The organism is Novosphingobium sp. KA1 (assembly GCF_017309955.1).
Classification (GTDB): domain Bacteria; phylum Pseudomonadota; class Alphaproteobacteria; order Sphingomonadales; family Sphingomonadaceae; genus Novosphingobium.
This window is the reverse complement of sequence record NZ_CP021248.1, coordinates 1,563,663-1,580,000: the sequence shown is the minus strand read 5'-3', so window position 1 is coordinate 1,580,000 and position 16,338 is coordinate 1,563,663. Positions and strand designations below refer to the sequence as shown.

General features: G+C 63.9%; 10 protein-coding genes and 2 rRNA genes (1 of these 12 cut by a window edge). 9 read left to right on the top strand and 3 right to left on the bottom strand.

What is annotated here, in order from left to right; genetic code table 11:
* The 6 genes from CA833_RS24595 to CA833_RS24570 form a co-directional block, all read left to right on the top strand.
* Positions 1–1,821: ribosomal RNA gene (locus CA833_RS24595) — 23S ribosomal RNA — on the top strand (it extends 973 nt beyond the left edge of the window).
* 122 nt (positions 1,822–1,943) lie between these two features.
* Positions 1,944–2,058 (top strand): 5S ribosomal RNA (gene rrf / locus CA833_RS24590).
* A gap of 569 nt (positions 2,059–2,627) precedes the next feature.
* Positions 2,628–3,932: a sugar porter family MFS transporter gene (locus tag CA833_RS24585; RefSeq protein ID WP_207080533.1), complete on the top strand. Its 1,305-nt coding sequence runs from the start codon at positions 2,628–2,630 to the stop codon at positions 3,930–3,932.
* Positions 3,933–3,935: 3 nt separating this feature from the next.
* Positions 3,936–5,315 carry a family 43 glycosylhydrolase gene (locus CA833_RS24580; protein WP_207080532.1) on the top strand — a complete coding sequence of 460 codons (1,380 nt, stop codon included), beginning with the start codon at positions 3,936–3,938 and terminating at the stop codon, positions 5,313–5,315.
* Positions 5,312–8,542 carry a glycoside hydrolase family 2 TIM barrel-domain containing protein gene (locus tag CA833_RS24575; protein WP_242526491.1) on the top strand — a complete coding sequence of 1,077 codons (3,231 nt, stop codon included), beginning with the start codon at positions 5,312–5,314 and terminating at the stop codon, positions 8,540–8,542. The genes CA833_RS24580 and CA833_RS24575 overlap by 4 nt, the downstream gene beginning before the upstream one ends.
* A gap of 17 nt (positions 8,543–8,559) precedes the next feature.
* Positions 8,560–9,447, top strand: a complete 888-nt coding sequence (locus CA833_RS24570) for an ROK family protein (RefSeq protein WP_207080531.1) — start codon at positions 8,560–8,562, stop codon at positions 9,445–9,447.
* Positions 9,448–9,459: 12 nt separating this feature from the next.
* Here the strand turns inward: CA833_RS24570 and CA833_RS24565 are convergent, their stop codons facing one another.
* The 3 genes from CA833_RS24565 to CA833_RS24555 form a co-directional block, all read right to left on the bottom strand.
* A complete protein-coding gene (locus CA833_RS24565; RefSeq protein WP_207080530.1) occupies positions 9,460–10,536 on the bottom strand; it encodes an aromatic ring-hydroxylating dioxygenase subunit alpha in 1,077 nt (358 codons plus the stop codon).
* 113 nt (positions 10,537–10,649) lie between these two features.
* The gene (gene bktB / locus CA833_RS24560) at positions 10,650–11,831 is read right to left on the bottom strand and encodes a beta-ketothiolase BktB (RefSeq protein WP_207080529.1); all 1,182 of its coding nucleotides are present in this window, start codon (positions 11,829–11,831) and stop codon (positions 10,650–10,652) included.
* 16 nt (positions 11,832–11,847) lie between these two features.
* Positions 11,848–13,500 (bottom strand): long-chain fatty acid--CoA ligase, encoded by a 1,653-nt coding sequence (locus CA833_RS24555; RefSeq protein ID WP_207080528.1) that lies wholly within the window; start codon positions 13,498–13,500, stop codon positions 11,848–11,850.
* Between the two features lie 288 nt (positions 13,501–13,788).
* Between CA833_RS24555 and CA833_RS24550 the strand changes: the two genes are divergently transcribed.
* The 3 genes from CA833_RS24550 (at position 13,789) to CA833_RS24540 (ending at position 16,296) form a co-directional block, all read left to right on the top strand.
* Positions 13,789–14,571: a helix-turn-helix domain-containing protein gene (locus tag CA833_RS24550; RefSeq protein WP_312846182.1), complete on the top strand. Its 783-nt coding sequence runs from the start codon at positions 13,789–13,791 to the stop codon at positions 14,569–14,571.
* Positions 14,572–14,671: 100 nt separating this feature from the next.
* Positions 14,672–15,424, top strand: coding sequence for a carboxymuconolactone decarboxylase family protein (locus CA833_RS24545; RefSeq protein ID WP_207080527.1), 753 nt, complete (start codon positions 14,672–14,674; stop codon positions 15,422–15,424).
* Entirely contained in the window at positions 15,424–16,296 is an 873-nt protein-coding gene (locus CA833_RS24540; protein WP_242526489.1) for an SMP-30/gluconolactonase/LRE family protein, read from the top strand. Before CA833_RS24545 ends, CA833_RS24540 begins: the two co-directional genes overlap by 1 nt.
* Positions 16,297–16,338: the final 42 nt, after the last annotated feature.

Here is a 16,338-nt window from a genome sequence, read left to right as displayed (position 1 = left end):
CAGACGGCGGGTGCTAAGGTCCGTCGTCAAAAGGGAAACAGCCCTAACCTACAGCTAAGGTCCCCAAGTCATCACTAAGTGGGAAAGCATGTGGGAATCCCAAAACAACCAGGAGGTTGGCTTAGAAGCAGCCATCCTTTAAAGAAAGCGTAACAGCTCACTGGTCTAAATAAGGGTTCCTGCGGCGAAAATGTAACGGGGCTAAAGTGATGCACCGAAGCTTAGGGTTCAGATCTTTGATCTGAGCGGTAGCGGAGCGTTCCGTAAGCGAGTGAAGCGGGAGGGTAACCGACCGTGGACGTATCGGAAGTGCGAATGCTGACATGAGTAGCGATAAAGAGGGTGAGATGCCCTCTCGCCGAAAGACCAAGGGTTCCTGCTTAAAGCTAATCTGAGCAGGGTGAGCCGGCCCCTAAGACGAGCCCGAAGGGGGTAGTCGATGGGAACCACGTTAATATTCGTGGGCCTGGTGGTGTGTGACGGATCTCGTGTATTGTACAACCTTATCGGATTGGTTGTGCTTTGAAGAGGTTCCAGGAAATAGCCCCACCGTATAGACCGTACCCGAAACCGACACAGGTGGTCAGGTAGAGTATACCAAGGCGCTTGAGAGAAGTATCCTGAAGGAACTCGGCAAATTGCCTCCGTACCTTCGGAAGAAGGAGGCCCCGGCTATGCGCAAGCACTGTCGGGGGGCACAGGCCAGGGGGTAGCGACTGTTTAGCAAAAACACAGGACTCTGCTAAGTCGGCTTCAAGACGACGTATAGGGTCTGACGCCTGCCCGGTGCCGGAAGGTTAAGAGGAGGAGTGCAAGCTCCGAATTGAAGCCCCGGTAAACGGCGGCCGTAACTATAACGGTCCTAAGGTAGCGAAATTCCTTGTCGGGTAAGTTCCGACCTGCACGAATGGCGTAACGACTTCCCCACTGTCTCCAGGATATGCTCAGCGAAATTGAATTCTCCGTGAAGATGCGGAGTACCCGCGGTTAGACGGAAAGACCCCGTGCACCTTTACTGCAGCTTCAGAGTGGCATTGGAAAATTATTGTGTAGCATAGGTGGGAGGCTTTGAAGCACCGGCGCCAGCTGGTGTGGAGCCATAGGTGAAATACCACCCTGTGATTTTTTAATGTCTAACCTCGTACCGTTAGCCGGTACAGGGACCCTCTGTGGCGGGTAGTTTGACTGGGGCGGTCGCCTCCTAAAGAGTAACGGAGGCGCGCGATGGTAGGCTCAGGCCGGTTGGAAACCGGCTGCAAGAGTGCAATGGCATAAGCCTGCCTGACTGCGAGATTGACGAATCGAGCAGAGACGAAAGTCGGTCATAGTGATCCGGTGGTCCCTCGTGGAAGGGCCATCGCTCAACGGATAAAAGGTACGCCGGGGATAACAGGCTGATGATTCCCAAGAGCTCATATCGACGGAATCGTTTGGCACCTCGATGTCGGCTCATCACATCCTGGGGCTGGAGCAGGTCCCAAGGGTTTGGCTGTTCGCCAATTAAAGTGGTACGTGAGCTGGGTTCAGAACGTCGCGAGACAGTTTGGTCCCTATCTGCCGTGGGCGTCGATACTTGAGAGGAGTTGACCCTAGTACGAGAGGACCGGGTTGAACATGCCTCTGGTGTACCTGTCGTGGCGCCAGCCGCGCAGCAGGGTAGCTATGCATGGACGGGATAACCGCTGAAAGCATCTAAGCGGGAAGCCTCCCTCAAGATTAGGTATCTTCGAGTCGTGATAGACCATCACGTTGATAGGCCGGGTGTGGAAGTGCGGTAACGCATGGAGCTAACCGGTCCTAATAACTCTGTTCATGCTTGATGAATCCCACCATCAATGACAACCCTGCCTAAAAAGCAGAACCGTCAAAGATGATCGGACGATCATCCAGCCAGATAAAGCACGGGCATACATCGATTAAAAAACAGCACGCTGTCTCCATTGCTTGGTGACCATAGCGTCAGTGACCCACCCGATCCCATCTCGAACTCGGCCGTGAAACCTGTCAGCGCCAATGGTACTAACGCTCAAGCGTTGGAAGAGTAGGACGTCGCCAGGCATTGTAGACAGCGTAGCTTAAAACCCATTCACAATCTCAAATTACTCAATACGAGTAAGACAAAAGGCCCCATAAATGGGGCCTTTTTTGCGTCTGCAAAAGACCGACCACTTGGACAGGGTCAATTTCAACTGCAAGACTCTCGTTATGAGCGATGGGCAGGGCATTTCCGGAATGGGATCAAGTCGCATGGCGAGCCCAAACGGTACGTTTCCGATCACGCGCACCTTCTCATGTGGGCGGTGCGGCGCGGTCCGGGATCGACGTTCCAGCCAATTTCTGACTTGATCGCTGCATCATTCACGATGGACACGGAAAAGGCGTCTGCTTAGCGCATTGGCGGACGAGTAACCACCTGCGGGAGATAGCCGCGTGATCGAACGAGAGGTTGGACCATGTTCATGGTGATCAGGTCGGTGGCTCGATTTCAATCCAGCAGTCTGGTTTTCGTAGATTATCCATGCGCGGCCGTGTCAGATGCAGCGGGAGATACCTTTTGGGGTGTCACCCGAGGGACTCTTTAAGGTTATATCGTAAAATCAGAATGTTGGTTGGGAAGGGCAGTTTGGATGAATGTAACGCTATTCCGGGGCGTGCTTGTCGGCGCGCTCGCCGGGCTCTTGTTCGGTTTTGACACGGCGGTCATCGCCGGAACAACGGAAGGCATCCGCACTGCTTTCGGTCTCGACGCTACCGGAGTTGGGATTACCGTCTCCAGTGCGCTCTGGGGGACGCTGGCGGGCGCCTTGCTTGCCGGTATTCCCGGGGACCGTTATGGCGCGCGCGCGTCGCTGACAGTGATCGCACTGCTCTATCTCGTTTCCGGCGTGGGCTGCCTGCTGGCGGTGAATTGGCCGATGCTGCTGATCATGCGGGTGCTGGCTGGTTTTGCGGTCGGGGCTTCTTCGGTGCTGGCGCCGGTCTATATCGCCGAAATCGCGCCTGCCGAGCGGCGGGGCATGATGGTCGGCGCCTTCCAGCTTAACGTCGTGCTGGGGATTTTGGTTGCCTATCTCAGCAACTACTTCGTATCGAGCCTCGAACTCGGTGCGCTTGACTGGCACGTGAAGTTCGGCATCACGGCGCTTCCCGCGCTCGTGCTCTTGGTAATGATGCGCACCATTCCAGACAGCCCGCGCTGGCTTTTCGCCAAGGGGCGCGAGGCGGAAGCGGCCGCAGTGCTCGCCAAGCTGGGTAATGCCGATGTCGCGGGCGAAATCACCGTCTGGCGCCGTGCGGAAGAGCAGGCGCACGCCCCGCGCCTCAGCTGGAAGCGGCACCACCGACCGATGCTGCTGGCCATCGCCATTGCCGCATTCAACCAGCTCTCCGGCATCAACGCAGTCCTCTATTACCTCAACGACATCTTTGCTGCGGCGGGTTTCTCCGGCGTCTCGGCGGACCGCCAGGCCATCGTCATCGGCGCCTGCAACTTGCTGTTCACCGCATTGGCACTCACAGTGATCGACCGGATCGGTCGCAAGACCCTGTTGCTGATCGGCTCGGTCGGCCTCACCGCTGCACTGTCGGGGGTCGCGGTGATTTTCGGCGGCGGTGCGCCGCAAAGCTGGTTGCTCTATCTTCTGATCGGCTTCATCGCGTTCTTCGCCTTTTCGCAAGGGGCGGTGATCTGGGTCTACATCAGCGAGATCTTCCCCACCGACGTGCGTGCTCGCGGGCAGAGCCTCGGTTCCTCGGTTCACTGGTTCATGGATGCGGTGATTGCTTTCGGCTTCCCGCTGATGGCCGCGCATGCCCGCGCCCTGCCGTTCTGGCTTTTCGCGGGGATGATGGCATTGCAGTTCGTGGCTGTGCTGGTGTTTTTCCCGGAGACCAAGCGCCGCTCGCTCGAAGCCATCGGCGAGGCCATGTAGGAGATGATCCGTCTTGCAGCGGCACTTTCCCTCACGGGTGCGGCGCTCCTTGGCGGCGTCGTTCCTGCCCGGGCAGCGCAAAAGGAAGCGGTGGCGATCGATCCGGGCGCGCGCAATCCGATCCTGCCCGGCTACTTCGCCGATCCCTCGATCGTGCAGTATGAGGGCGAGTGGTTCATCTTCGCCACAGAGGATCCCTGGGGCGGCGACCGGCTGGGCCTCTGGCGTTCGCGCAATTTTCGCGACTGGACCTTCTCTGAGCCGAACTGGCCGACCAAGCTGGCGGCCACCAGCGCCACTTCCAACAAGAGCAAAGTCTGGGCGCCTTCGGTCGTGCGCGGGCGCGACGGACGGTTCTGGATGTACGTCTCGGTCGGCAGCGAGGTCTGGGTTGGCGTGGCAGAGCACCCGGCCGGGCCATGGCGCGATGCCAATCATGGCCGCCCGCTGATCCCCGGCAATTACCGGCCGGGTTATCATATGATCGATGCCGAAGCCTTCATCGACGATGACGGCACCGCCTATCTCTACTGGGGCTCCGGGCTCAACTGGGTCAACGGGCGCTGCTATGTGGTGCGCCTCAAGCCGGACATGGTGACGTTCGACGGCGAGCCGCAGGACGTGACCCCGCTGCACTATTTCGAAGGCCCGTTCCTGTTCAAGCGCGGCGGACGCTACTTCCTGACCTATAGCTGGGGCAACACCACGAAGGACACCTATCAGGTCCGCTACGCTGTGGGTTCCTCTCCGCTGGGGCCGTTCACCGAGCCGGAGGACGCGCCGATCCTTGCCACCGATGCGGCGCGTAGCGTGATCAGCCCAGGCCATCATGCGGTGTTTGCGGCGGGCGGGCAGGACTTCATCCTCTACCACCGGCAGGCACTGCCGTTCCCTTCGGCGGACGGCAAAGTCCGGCGCCAGGTCGCGGTTGACCGGCTCGTGGTCGAGGGAGAGCGCCTGCGGGCGGTCCGCCCCACGCATGACGGGCCGGGTATTCCCGGCACCGCGATGCGCCGCCGTGCCGGGCAGCCTGTCCGGCTCAGCGCGTCCGCCGTGCTGGATGCGGCCCATGCCGCTGCCTTGGCGGGCGATGACAATTACGCCACCGGTTGGGCCTCTCCAGTGCAGGGCAGTGCATGGCTTCAGGCCGATGCCGGGCGCGGGCGCCGGATCGGCGCTAGCGAACTGCGCGTGGCCGATCCGGTCACGCCGATTTCGTTGCGGCTGCTTGCATCGGATGACGGCAGGCAGTGGCGCACGGTGAGGGAGATGAAGGACCTGTCCGGCTCTCCTATCCTGCTGCCGTCGCCAGGACCCGCCCGTTACTTGCGGATCGCCTTTGATGGCCCCGCCGCTATCCTTGAATGGAGTTTTCCCCGATGATGCCGCCGAGACATTTCTTGCTGGCCAGCGCCGGCCTAGCGATCGGCGTCACTTCGTCCGCCTTTGCCGCCGCGCCGGTGCCGAAGCCGATTCAGCCACAAGTGTCCGCCGAACGGCCCGATTGGGAAAACCCGGCTGTCTTCGCCAAGGGCAAGTTGCCTGCCCGCGCCACGGGCTTCCCGTTCGAGGACCGTGAAAGGGCCATCGCCAATGATCCGGTGCGTTCGCAGCGCTATCTCTCGCTGGACGGGACGTGGAAGTTCGATTTCACGCCGGATGCGGACAAGGCGCCGGAAGGGTTCTTCCGTTCCGATTATGACGTGTCGGGATGGAAGCCGATCCAGGTTCCGGCAGACTGGCAGACGCAGGGCTTCGACCGCCCGCTCTACAACAACGTCCGGTATCCGTTCCCGCCCAATCGCCCGCTGATCCCGCACGATGCCAATCCGGTCGGTTCCTATCGCCGCGATTTCGATCTGCCGGCGGACTGGAAGGGCAGTGACGTCATCCTCCATGTCGGCGCGGCCGGCTCGGCCTACCGGGTCTGGGTGAACGGACGGGAAGTGGGCTATAGCGAGGATTCCAAGCTCCCTTCCGAATTCGATCTGACGCGCTTGGTCAAGCCCGGGCGCAACTCGGTTTCGATCCGGGTCTGGCGCTGGTCGGATGGTTCCTATCTGGAGGATCAGGATTTCTGGCGCGTTTCGGGCATCGAGCGTTCGGTCTACCTTATCGCCGCGCCGCGCGCGCGGGTGGACGATGTCTTCGCCCGCGCCGGTCTCGCCAACGACTACCGCGATGGCACGCTCGACCTGACGCTCAAGACTTCGCTTGCCGCGCGCGGTCTGACTGTGCGGGCGACGGTGCTGGACGGTGACAAGATCCTGCTCACCCGCAGCGCGAAAGCAGCGGGCGGCGAGGTCAGGCTGAACGGTGCGATCCCCGGTGTGCGTCCGTGGACGGCGGAAACGCCCGATCTCTATACGTTGCTGGTCGAACTGATCGATCGCAACGGCGGGACGGTACAGGCGACCGCGCGGCGCATCGGCTTCCGCACGGTGGCGATCAAAAACGGCCTCGTTACGGTGAACGGCAAGCCGATCACCATTCGCGGCGTCAACCGGCACGAACATGACCCGGAGCACTTCCACGTGATCTCCGAGCAATCGATGCGCCGCGACATTGAACTGATGAAGCGCAACAACGTCAACGCGCTGCGCACTTCGCACTATCCCAATGATGAGCGGCTTTACGACCTGGCCGACGAATACGGCCTCTACGTCATGGACGAGGCCAACATCGAGAGCCACGAATACCTCTCCGCCGCCAACCGCGCCAAGGACAATGCCACTTATCTGCTCGGCTACGATCCTGCCTGGGAAGCCGCACACGTCAGCCGCGTCACCAACATGGTGGAGCGCGACAAGAACCATGCCTCGGTGATCTTCTGGTCGCTCGGCAACGAGACGGGCGTTGGCCCCACCTTCGAGAAAGCCGCCGCCGCGGCCCGTGCACTGGATCCCACCCGCCTGATCTCGTTCCTCGGCCACTCGCAGATCAGCGACCACCGGCCGAACGCCTACGTCGACATCTATGCGCCGATGTACGATACTATCGAGCAGATGGTCGATTATGCCGCGCATCCCGAGACATATCCGCAGCCGATGATCCAATGCGAATATGCCCATATGCAGGGCAATTCCGGCGGCAATTTCAAGGAGATCTGGGACACTATCCATGCCCATGAGGACCGTCTGCAGGGCGGCTTCATCTGGGATTGGGTGGACCAGTCTATCTACCGCTATGCCGCGGATGGCCGCCGTTTCTGGGGCGACGGCAGTTCGTTCGGTCCCAATCCGCGCGGCGAGATCGAGTTCGGCGACGGCCTCAACCAGTCCGATCGCACGCCGAATCCGCAGCTTTTCGAAGTGCAGAAGGTCTATTCGCCGATCCAGTTTGCAGCGCTCGATGCTGCAGCAGGGCGGATCGAAGTGTTCAACCGTCACGACTTCCGCGACCTGTCGGGCTTTTCCTTCGAGTGGGAACTGGACGAGGACGGCGTGGCCATCGCCCACGGCGCGCTTCCCGCGCTTTCCACCCCGGCGCGTGGGAAACAGGCGTTTGCGGTGCCGCTGCCCGCATTCACGCGCAATCCCGGTTCGGAATACATGCTCACCGTGCGCGCCACGGCCAAGGAAGGGTCTGTGCCGCTGGTCAAGGCCGGGGCGGTGGTCGGCTGGGAGCAGTTCTCGCTTGGCTCCAGTCCGGCACCCGATGTCGCGCGGCCGGTCAAGGTCACGCTGGCAAAGGATGCGGGTAGCTACCGTCTTTCCGCCGGCGGCGCGATGCTGACGGTGGACCGCACGACTGGGCTCGTGTCGAGCTATGCTGCCGGCGGCAAGGCGCTGGTAAAGGGGGGCGCGCCGTCCTTCACCCGCGCCCTCACCGACAACGATATCGGCACCCGCCCCGACGGCGCCGATGCGCGTTGGGAAGCTATCGAGGCGGCGCGCAAGGTGACGGCGATCACCGCCGCGCGTACGGCCACCGGCGCGCAAGTGACGGTGCGTTATGCCTTCGCCGACGAATCCGGGAAGGGCGAGGCCGTCCGTTTCGAGACGCATTATCGCATGGCGGGCGACGGCAGCGTGGAGGTGGAAGGTGCTTTCACGCCGGTCTCCACCGATCTGCCGGATCCGCTGCGCATCGGGTTCGCCTTTGCCACGGTCGGCGGCTTCAAGACCGTCGAGTGGTATGGACGCGGACCGCATGAGAGCTACGCCGACCGCAAGACCAGCGCGATGATCGCGCTCTGGCGCGGGGCGATTGCCGGGCAGAACCACGATTACCAGCGCCCGCAGGAGACCGGCAGCAAGACCGACGTGCGCTGGATGCAGCTCTCGCCGGAGCAAGGGACATCCTTGCGGATCGCCGGGGACCGGCCGCTGACGATGAACGCGCTTGCCTTCCCTTATGCAGACCTCTCCCGCCGCGCGCCGGGTACACGCAGGAGTACCGACATCGTGCCGCAGGAGACCGGCTCGCTGATGGTCGATGCGATCCAGTCCGGCGTGGGCGGGGACACGACCTGGAACGAGGTCGGGCGGCCGCTGCCGCAATACCGTGTCCCGGTTGCTCCGCTGCGTTTCACTTTCCGCCTCACGCCGGTTGTGGATGCCCTTGAAAATGACCGCACCCGCGCCGCGCAGGCCACGGTGGTCCAGTGAGCGCGCCCGGGCCCCGTATGTTCGCCGCGATCGAGGCAGGCGGCACCAAATTTGTCTGTGGTATCGGAACCGGCAAGGGTTCGCTTCGCACGGCGACGATTCCGACCCGCGATCCAGAGGCCACGCTGGCGGACGTCGAGGCATTTCTGGATGGAGCTATTGATGAACTAGGCCCGCTCGCGGCCATCGGTCTCGGCTCGTTCGGACCGCTCGATCTTGACCCTGCTTCACCGCGTTACGGGCAAATTCTCGCCACTCCCAAGGCGGGCTGGCAAGGCACCGACATGCCGGAGCGTCTGGGGAGGCGCTACGGCGTTCCGGTGGGCATCGACACCGACGTGAATGCCGCGGCCCTTGCCGAGATGCGCATCCACGGCGTCGGCAGCCTGGCCTATGTCACGGTCGGGACCGGGATCGGTGCGGGCATCGTGGTCCAGGGCAATAGCGTGCGCGGCCTGGGGCATCCGGAATGCGGGCATATCGCCGTGCGGCGCCACCCCGCCCACGCCGGGTTCGAGGGGGTATGCCCCTATCACGGAGACTGCCTCGAAGGCCTGGCGAGCGGTCCGGCCCTGCACGCCGCCTGGGGGATGACCGCGCGCGAGATTCCCGAAGACCATCCCGCATGGGAGGCGCAGGCCGATTATCTCGCGCAGCTCTGCATGACCCTGATCCTGACGAGTGCGCCGCAGCGGATCGTGCTGGGCGGCGGGGTGATGAGCCGGCCATTCCTGCTCGATCAGGTCCGTGCCGAAACGCTGGCGCGGCTCAATGGCTACTGCGTCCAGTGGGACGCGGCGAAGGCGGACGAGGCACTCCTCCTGCCTCGTTCGCCGGAGCCACCGGGCCTTGTCGGTTCCTATCTGATCGCCGAAGAAGCGTGGCGGCAATCGAGCAAGGCCTGACGCAGCGCCGCGTCAATACCCGAAGAAGCGCTTGAGGCCGATGGCCTTGAGCGCGCGGCGATAGGTCATCGAGCTCATGTCGGCGGGGATATGCGCTTCGTCGGTGGGATCGAGCGGCAGCCATTCGGGCATCTGCGCCTCGACGATCGCCTTGTCTTCCTCGAAGACCTTGCGGTTGAAGTCGTAGACGTCCTGCACCGGTAGGTCGGTGTCGAAATTGCGGGCGATCGGCGCAAAGAGCCGGGTGGTGCGGGCAGAGACCGGCGAAGCCGCGTTCATGATGACGAGGCGGTCCTTGCCCGGGAAATGGATCTCCAGCGTCGCGGTGAAAGGCAGGTGGCAGCGGAAGTGGCGCAGCCAGCGGAAGCCCGGTACCCCGCGCTGGGTCAGGCCGATGGGATAATTGCCGACGCTGCTCCAGTATTCCGCCTCGAAGCCGTATTCGGTGCGCCTGGTGGTGTAGGAGGGCACTTCGGCATTGTCGGGATCGGCGAAAGTCTCGTGGTGGACGAAGGCGAAGTGGGCAACGTCGAGGAAGCCTTCGAGCTGGCGGCCCGCGAAGCCCTTGATGTCGATCCACGGGCAGGTGATCTGCTGGAATTCGGCTTCGTCCCAGTGCGGCATGTCGGGGATGGCGCCCGGCGGCGGCACGTCGCTTTCGGCATCGAGGCAGGTCCATACGAGGCCGTAGCGCTCGACGCTCGGGAACGTGCGCAAGTGCAGGCGGGCGGGAATGTCGCGCGCCGGGTGGGCGGGCACGTGGACGCACTTGCCGCCACTGCCGAACTTGAGGCCGTGGTAAGGGCAGACCACGCCGTCGCCCTGCTGGGTGCCCATGCTGAGCGGCACGCCGCGATGCGGGCAGACGTCGGTGGCGACGACGATGTCCTCACCCGCGCGGTAGACGAGGATCGGCTGGTCGAGCAGCTTGGTGCCGACCGGGGCGGTGCCGACTTCGCGAACCAGCGCCACCGGATACCAGTGCCTGGCCAGCACGTACCAGTCATCGGCGTCGAAGGTGCAGCCATAAGGAATTGGAGGGCGAGGGAGTGGGGGCTTGGAAGTGTCGATCTGGGCGGCAGTGGCCATGGTATTCGTCCGCTAGGGGGAGTGTTGCGCCCACCCATCGACGATTTACCATGACCTATCAAACGCAATGATTTTGACGTCTTGTTGCAAAAATTAGATGGGGTGTGCAGTCTCTACACTTTCTCCCAGATTGCCGCGATCCCCTGACCGCCGCCGATGCACATGGTGGTGAGGCCGTAGCGACCGCCGCTGCGGTGCAGTTCGTGGATTAGCTTGGTGACGATGATCGCCCCCGTCGCGCCCACCGGATGGCCCAGAGCGATGCCGCTGCCGTTGGGGTTCACCTTGTCCGGATCGAGCCCGAGTTCTGCGGCGACGGCGCAGGCCTGTGCTGCGAATGCTTCGTTCGCCTCGATCACGTCGAGGTCGGCCACGCTTAAGCCGGCGCGGGCGAGCGCGGCACGGGTCGCGGGGACCGGACCGATGCCCATATAGGCCGGGTCCACGCCTGCATGACCGTAGGACACGAGCCGGGCGAGCGGTGTCAGGCCATGTTGGCGCACCGCCTCTTCGCTGGCCAGCACGACCGCCGCGGCACCGTCGTTGATGCCCGAGGCATTGCCTGCCGTCACGGTGCCTTCGGCCTTGCGGAACACCGGGCGCAGCTTCTCGAAATCGGCCAGCGTGGCATCGCGGCGCACATATTCGTCCTCCTCGAACAGCCGGGTGCCGGAGCGGGTCGTCAATTCGAACGGAGCGATCTGGTCGCGGAAGCGGCCTTCGGCAATGGCGCGGGCGGCACGGGTCTGGCTGGTGAGGGCGAGCGCGTCCTGCATTTCGCGGGTAATGCCGTGGCGCTGCGCGACGTTCTCTGCCGTTACGCCCATCAGTATCTCGTGGAAAGGATCGGTGAGCGCGCCGTTGAGCCCGTCGATGACGGCACCGTCGCCCATCTTGCGGCCCCAGCGCATGTCGGGGAGGTAGAACGGCGCGCGGCTCATCACTTCGGTGCCGCCGCCCAGCGCTACCGCGCAGTCGCCCAGCATGATCGCCTGCGCCGCCGAGAGGATCGCCTGAAGGCCAGAGCCGCAGAGGCGGTTGACGGTGAGCGCCGGCGTTTCCACCGGCAGGTCGGCGCCGAGCGCCGCGATGCGGGCCACGAAGTGATCGCGCGGGTGGGTGGTGATGACATGGCCGAACACGACATGGCCGACAGCCTCGGGGGCAATCCCGGCGCGGGCCACGGCGGCACGGGCGACATGGGCGCCGAGATCGCCGGGCGTCTGGTCCTTGAGCGCGCCTCCGAAGGCGCCGATGGCGGTGCGGGCCGCGGCGACGGCATAGATGGTGGTCATGATCGGGGCCTTAAAGTCAGTGTGCAGGATCGAGGTGGTGGCGGTACTGCTGGCGCAGATCGGCCTTGACGACTTTGCCCGAGCCGGTGTGCGGCAGTTCGTCGACGATCACGATGTCGTCGGGCAGCCACCAGCGCGCGACATGGCTCTCAAGGTGGCGCAGCATCTCTTCGCGGCCCACGTCCTCATCCGGATGGCATACCAGCAGCAACAGCGGCCGTTCCTGCCAGCGCGGGTGCGGCACGCCGATCACGGCGGCTTCCTTGACGGCGGGGTGAGCGACGGCGGCATTCTCCAGATCGATGGAGGAGATCCACTCGCCGCCGGACTTGATGACGTCCTTGGCGCGGTCGGTGATCTGGATGAAACCGTCGGCATCGATGCGGGCGATGTCGCCGCTGTCGAACCAGCCCTGTGCGTCGAGCGCGGAGCCCGGCTCCTTGCCGAAATAGCCGCTGGCGACCCAGTGACCGCGCACGACCAGCGCGCCCACGGCATCGGCGCCGGGGCCGGTGACATTGCCGTCTCCGTCCGCCACTCCGACTTCGCAGCCGAAGAGGCAGCGCCCGGCCTTGGCGCGCAGTTCGAGTTCCTCGTCCCACGGTTGGCCATGGTGGCGGCCCATCGGGCGGGTGACGGCAACGACCGGGCTGGTTTCGGTCATGCCCCAGGCCTGCATCGTCTCGACGCCGAGGGTATCGCGAAACCGCTGGACGAGTGCGCGCGGCGTGGCGGCGCCGCCCATGAACACGCGCTCCAGCCTGAGGTCTGCGCGATCTTCTGCTGTCGTCGTGCGGTCGATGTGGTCGAGTACCGAGAACCACACGGTCGGCACGCCGAGAGAGAACGTGATCGCCTCGTCGCGCAGCAGGGCATGGAGTGAGGCGCCGTCGAGCTGCGATCCCGGCAGCACCAGTTTCGCTCCGCACATCGCCGCGCCATAGGGCACGCCCCAGGAATTGACGTGGAACATCGGCGGCAGCAGCAGCGCGTTGTCGCGGGCGGACAGCGCCATCGAATCCGCCGTCAGCAGCGAGAGCGCGTGGAGCACGGTGGAACGGTGGCTATAGAGCACGCCCTTGGGCGCGCCGGTGGTGCCTGAAGTGTAGCATAAGCTGGCGGCAGCGCGTTCGTCGAGGTTCGGCCATGCAGCGAGCGGGCGGGAGGCTGCCAGCAGGTCTTCGTAGGCGATCAGGCCGGGGAGCGAGGAGGGCGGCATGGCCTCCCGCGTGCAGAGCACCACCACGGTGACGGGCGCGTCGTGGATCGCCAGCACGCCTTCGGCAAGGCCCAGCAGGTCGGGGTCGACAAACAGCACCCGCGCGCCGCCATCGGCGAGGACGTAACGGATCTGCTCCTCGAACAGACGCGGGTTGAGGGTGTGCAGCACGCGTCCGCTGGCGGGAACGCAGTAATAGAGCTCAAGGTGCGGCGTGCGGTTCCAGGCAAGGCTGGCGACCCGTTCGCCCGCCGCTACGCCCAGCGCATCGAGCGCGCTTGCAAGGCGCCGCGCTCGATAGGCCACGCAGGCCCAGGTCGTGCGTTCCAGTTCGCCGTCCGGCCGCCGTGAAACCACCTCGGTGGCGCCGTGGTTCCGTTCGGCATGGTCGATCACGCTGCCGATGGTCAGCGGCAGATACTGCATCAGCCCCATCATCTGGCCCATCATCCGCCTTAAACTCCTGTTCCCGCATGGTCGGTCCTGTGCGGACCTGAGGGATTGGGAGGTAGAGCGCGGCGGCCTTCCGGCAATCGCGAGCCGGAAGCATGCGGCCAATATCACAGGCGAAATATGACCGCCCGATCCGCTTCCCGGCGCGCATCGCCGGCAGATGGGAGTCCTGCACATATCACATATGTGATACGGCTTGACGGGCATTCCGTTTTGCGATGATCCAGGTCTACAAACGAATGCATAAAACAAGGTCGCAAGAGCCGGCCGAAAAATGGAGAGGCGATGATGATCCGGCGAACGGTCAAATCGGCGTCACGGACCCTTGAGGTGCTCGAACTCTTTGCCGAGGAGCGCAGGCCCATGCGCCTGCATGAAGTCTACACGACGCTCGACTACCCCCAGTCGAGCGCGACCAACCTGCTCAAGAGCATGGTCGTGATGGGCTACCTCAACTACAACCGCATGACGCGGACCTACCTGCCGACGATGCGCGTGGGTGCGCTCGGAAACTGGCTGCCGGGCTACGTCTATTCGGACGAGAGCTACCGCTGGCTGGTGGACGAACTGCAGCGCCGAACCGACGAGACGGTCGGGCTCAGCACCCAGAACGACCTCTTTGTCCAGTACATCATCCTCAAGGCGCCCGAGCATGAGTTCAAGGTGCCGCCGCCGGTGGGCACGATGCGCCTGCTGGTCGATTCCGCCGGAGGGCTCGCGCTGATGAGCGAGATGAAGGACCGCGAGATCGACAAGATCTGTCGCTACACCAACTATTACCAGCTGGCGGAGCGTCAGCGTTTCGATCTGGCCGACCTGATGCGCGAGATCCGCTGGGCGCGGCACACCGGCTATGCCTACATGGCCAACAAGCCGACGCCGGAAGTCTCCTCGATCTCGATGACGCTGGGCGAGAAGATCCACGGCATCCCGCTCGCGGTCGGAGTCGGCGGGCTGGCGGAGCGGATCTCGAAGGCCCAGTACGACATCATCGAGACGATGAAGGAGTGCATCGCCGAGTTCAAGGCGATCCGTGAGGAACAGCACTACGCCGAGGCCGCCGAATAGGTTTCGATCACGCTGGTGATTTTCAGGCGGGGGCGCGTTCGGTTATCGACAGGCGTTCCCGCCGACCGATTTCATCCTGTCCTTGCAGAGAGGATAGACGATGAAGTCGGAAGCGGAAAAGCAGGCGTTCAAGCGCCGCTATATCGAAGCGCGCGGGTACTGGGCCGAATTCAACGACGGCCTGCTGGACCACGCGCCGGAGTGGTTGGACGCCTACCTCGCCTATTCCTCCACGCCCGCGCGCACCGGGCCGCTCTCGGCGCGGATGCGTGAGTTGATCTACGTTGCGGTCGATGGTTCCACCACGCATCTGTTTCAAGCCGGGCTGGAAATCCACATCCGCATTGCCCTCGAGGCGGGATGTACACCGGCGGAACTGATCGAAGTGCTCTGTATCGCGACGCTTCAGGGGCTGGACAGCGTGGCCATGGGCATGGACCTGCTGGGCGAGGAACTGGCCCGGCGCGGGCAGGCCCTGACGACATCGGCGAAGGGGGCTATGGCGCTGCGCCGTCATGAAGCCTTGCGCGGTGCATCGCCGCGATGGCTGGAGGCGATGGGCGCCGTTTCGCCCGAATGGACCGAGGCTCTGGCCGGGGTTCTCGAAACCGCCGACCGGACTTCGGTGCTGACTCGGGCGGAGCGGGCACTGATCCGCCTGGCGCTGGCTTCCTCGCCCACGCATCTTGCACGGCAGGCAGTGCGTGCGGAAGTGCGCGAGGCTCTGGATGCCGGGGCCAGTCCCGAGGAGATCGCGCAGGTCTTCCAACTGGTTGCCCATCTTGGCCTGCACGCCTGCTCCGAAGGTGTCCCGGCCATCGTCCGGGCGGCGGCGGAGCGGGAGCAAGCGTGATGGACATCGCCTTTTTCACCGACTGCCGCAATGATCTTGGCGAAAGTCCGGTCTGGGATGCGCGGCGCGGCTGGCTCTGGTGGGTCGACATTCGCCTCAACCGGGTCATGGCCGCCGATGGGCTTGGCGTTGTCCAGCGCGAATGGACATACTCGCAGCCGGTCGGTTCGATCGGCCTGGCAATGGGCGGCAAGGTTCTGGTCGCGGCCTTTGCCGATCACTTCGCGCTGATCGCGGATGACGGCCAGGCGCAGCCGATTGCCGCGCCGGATATCGGGGAGGGCGCCATCCGCTTCAACGACGGCAAGGCCGATCGGCAGGGGCGGTTCCTGTCCGGCACCATGCAGCATGGCGGGCAAGCAGAGGCGCTGGCGGGCGTCTGGCGCCTCGAACATGGTGGCACCGCGACTAGGGTCGAAACGGGGATGAAGCTGGCCAATTCGCTCTGCTTTTCACCCTGCGGGTGCTGGCTCTACCTGTCGGATACGCTGGAGGGCGTGATCCGCCGTTATGCCTATGCCCCCGAAACAGGCGCGCTCGGGCCGAGGGAGGCATTTTTCGATTGCAGCATGATCGGTGCGGCACCGGACGGGGCGACGGTCGATAGTGAAGGACGGCTGTGGGTCGCGCTGGTCACGACACAGCAGATCGGCTGCATCTCGCCGGAGGGAGACCTTCTCCGAACCATCGATCTGCCCGTGCCCTATCCGGCCTGTCCGGCGTTCGGCGGCCCCGATCTGGCCACGCTTTACGTGACCACCATCGCCGATTCGGGCCACAAGCTGAAGAGCGCTCACCCGGACGCGGGCCGGATGCTGGCGATCACCGGGCTTGGCGCGAGGGGAATTGCCGAGGCGATCTATCACACTTGAAATTAGCGGGGCGCGGGGCCCCCTCGTACTGGCAAGGAGGCG

Bases quoted from the DNA above. Each gene is read 5' to 3' on its own strand.
- bktB (WP_207080529.1), bottom strand. From the start codon at position 11,831: ATGACCACCATCTATGCCGTCGCCGCGGCCCGCACCGCCATCGGCGCC.
- CA833_RS24555 (WP_207080528.1), bottom strand. From the start codon at position 13,500: ATGATGGGCCAGATGATGGGGCTGATGCAGTATCTGCCGCTGACCATC.
- CA833_RS24540 (WP_242526489.1), top strand. From the start codon at position 15,424: ATGGACATCGCCTTTTTCACCGACTGCCGCAATGATCTTGGCGAAAGT.
- CA833_RS24550 (WP_312846182.1), top strand. From the start codon at position 13,789: ATGATGATCCGGCGAACGGTCAAATCGGCGTCACGGACCCTTGAGGTG.
- CA833_RS24580 (WP_207080532.1), top strand. From the start codon at position 3,936: ATGATCCGTCTTGCAGCGGCACTTTCCCTCACGGGTGCGGCGCTCCTT.
- CA833_RS24575 (WP_242526491.1), top strand. From the start codon at position 5,312: ATGATGCCGCCGAGACATTTCTTGCTGGCCAGCGCCGGCCTAGCGATC.
- CA833_RS24545 (WP_207080527.1), top strand. From the start codon at position 14,672: ATGAAGTCGGAAGCGGAAAAGCAGGCGTTCAAGCGCCGCTATATCGAA.
- CA833_RS24570 (WP_207080531.1), top strand. From the start codon at position 8,560: ATGTTCGCCGCGATCGAGGCAGGCGGCACCAAATTTGTCTGTGGTATC.
- CA833_RS24585 (WP_207080533.1), top strand. From the start codon at position 2,628: ATGAATGTAACGCTATTCCGGGGCGTGCTTGTCGGCGCGCTCGCCGGG.
- CA833_RS24565 (WP_207080530.1), bottom strand. From the start codon at position 10,536: ATGGCCACTGCCGCCCAGATCGACACTTCCAAGCCCCCACTCCCTCGC.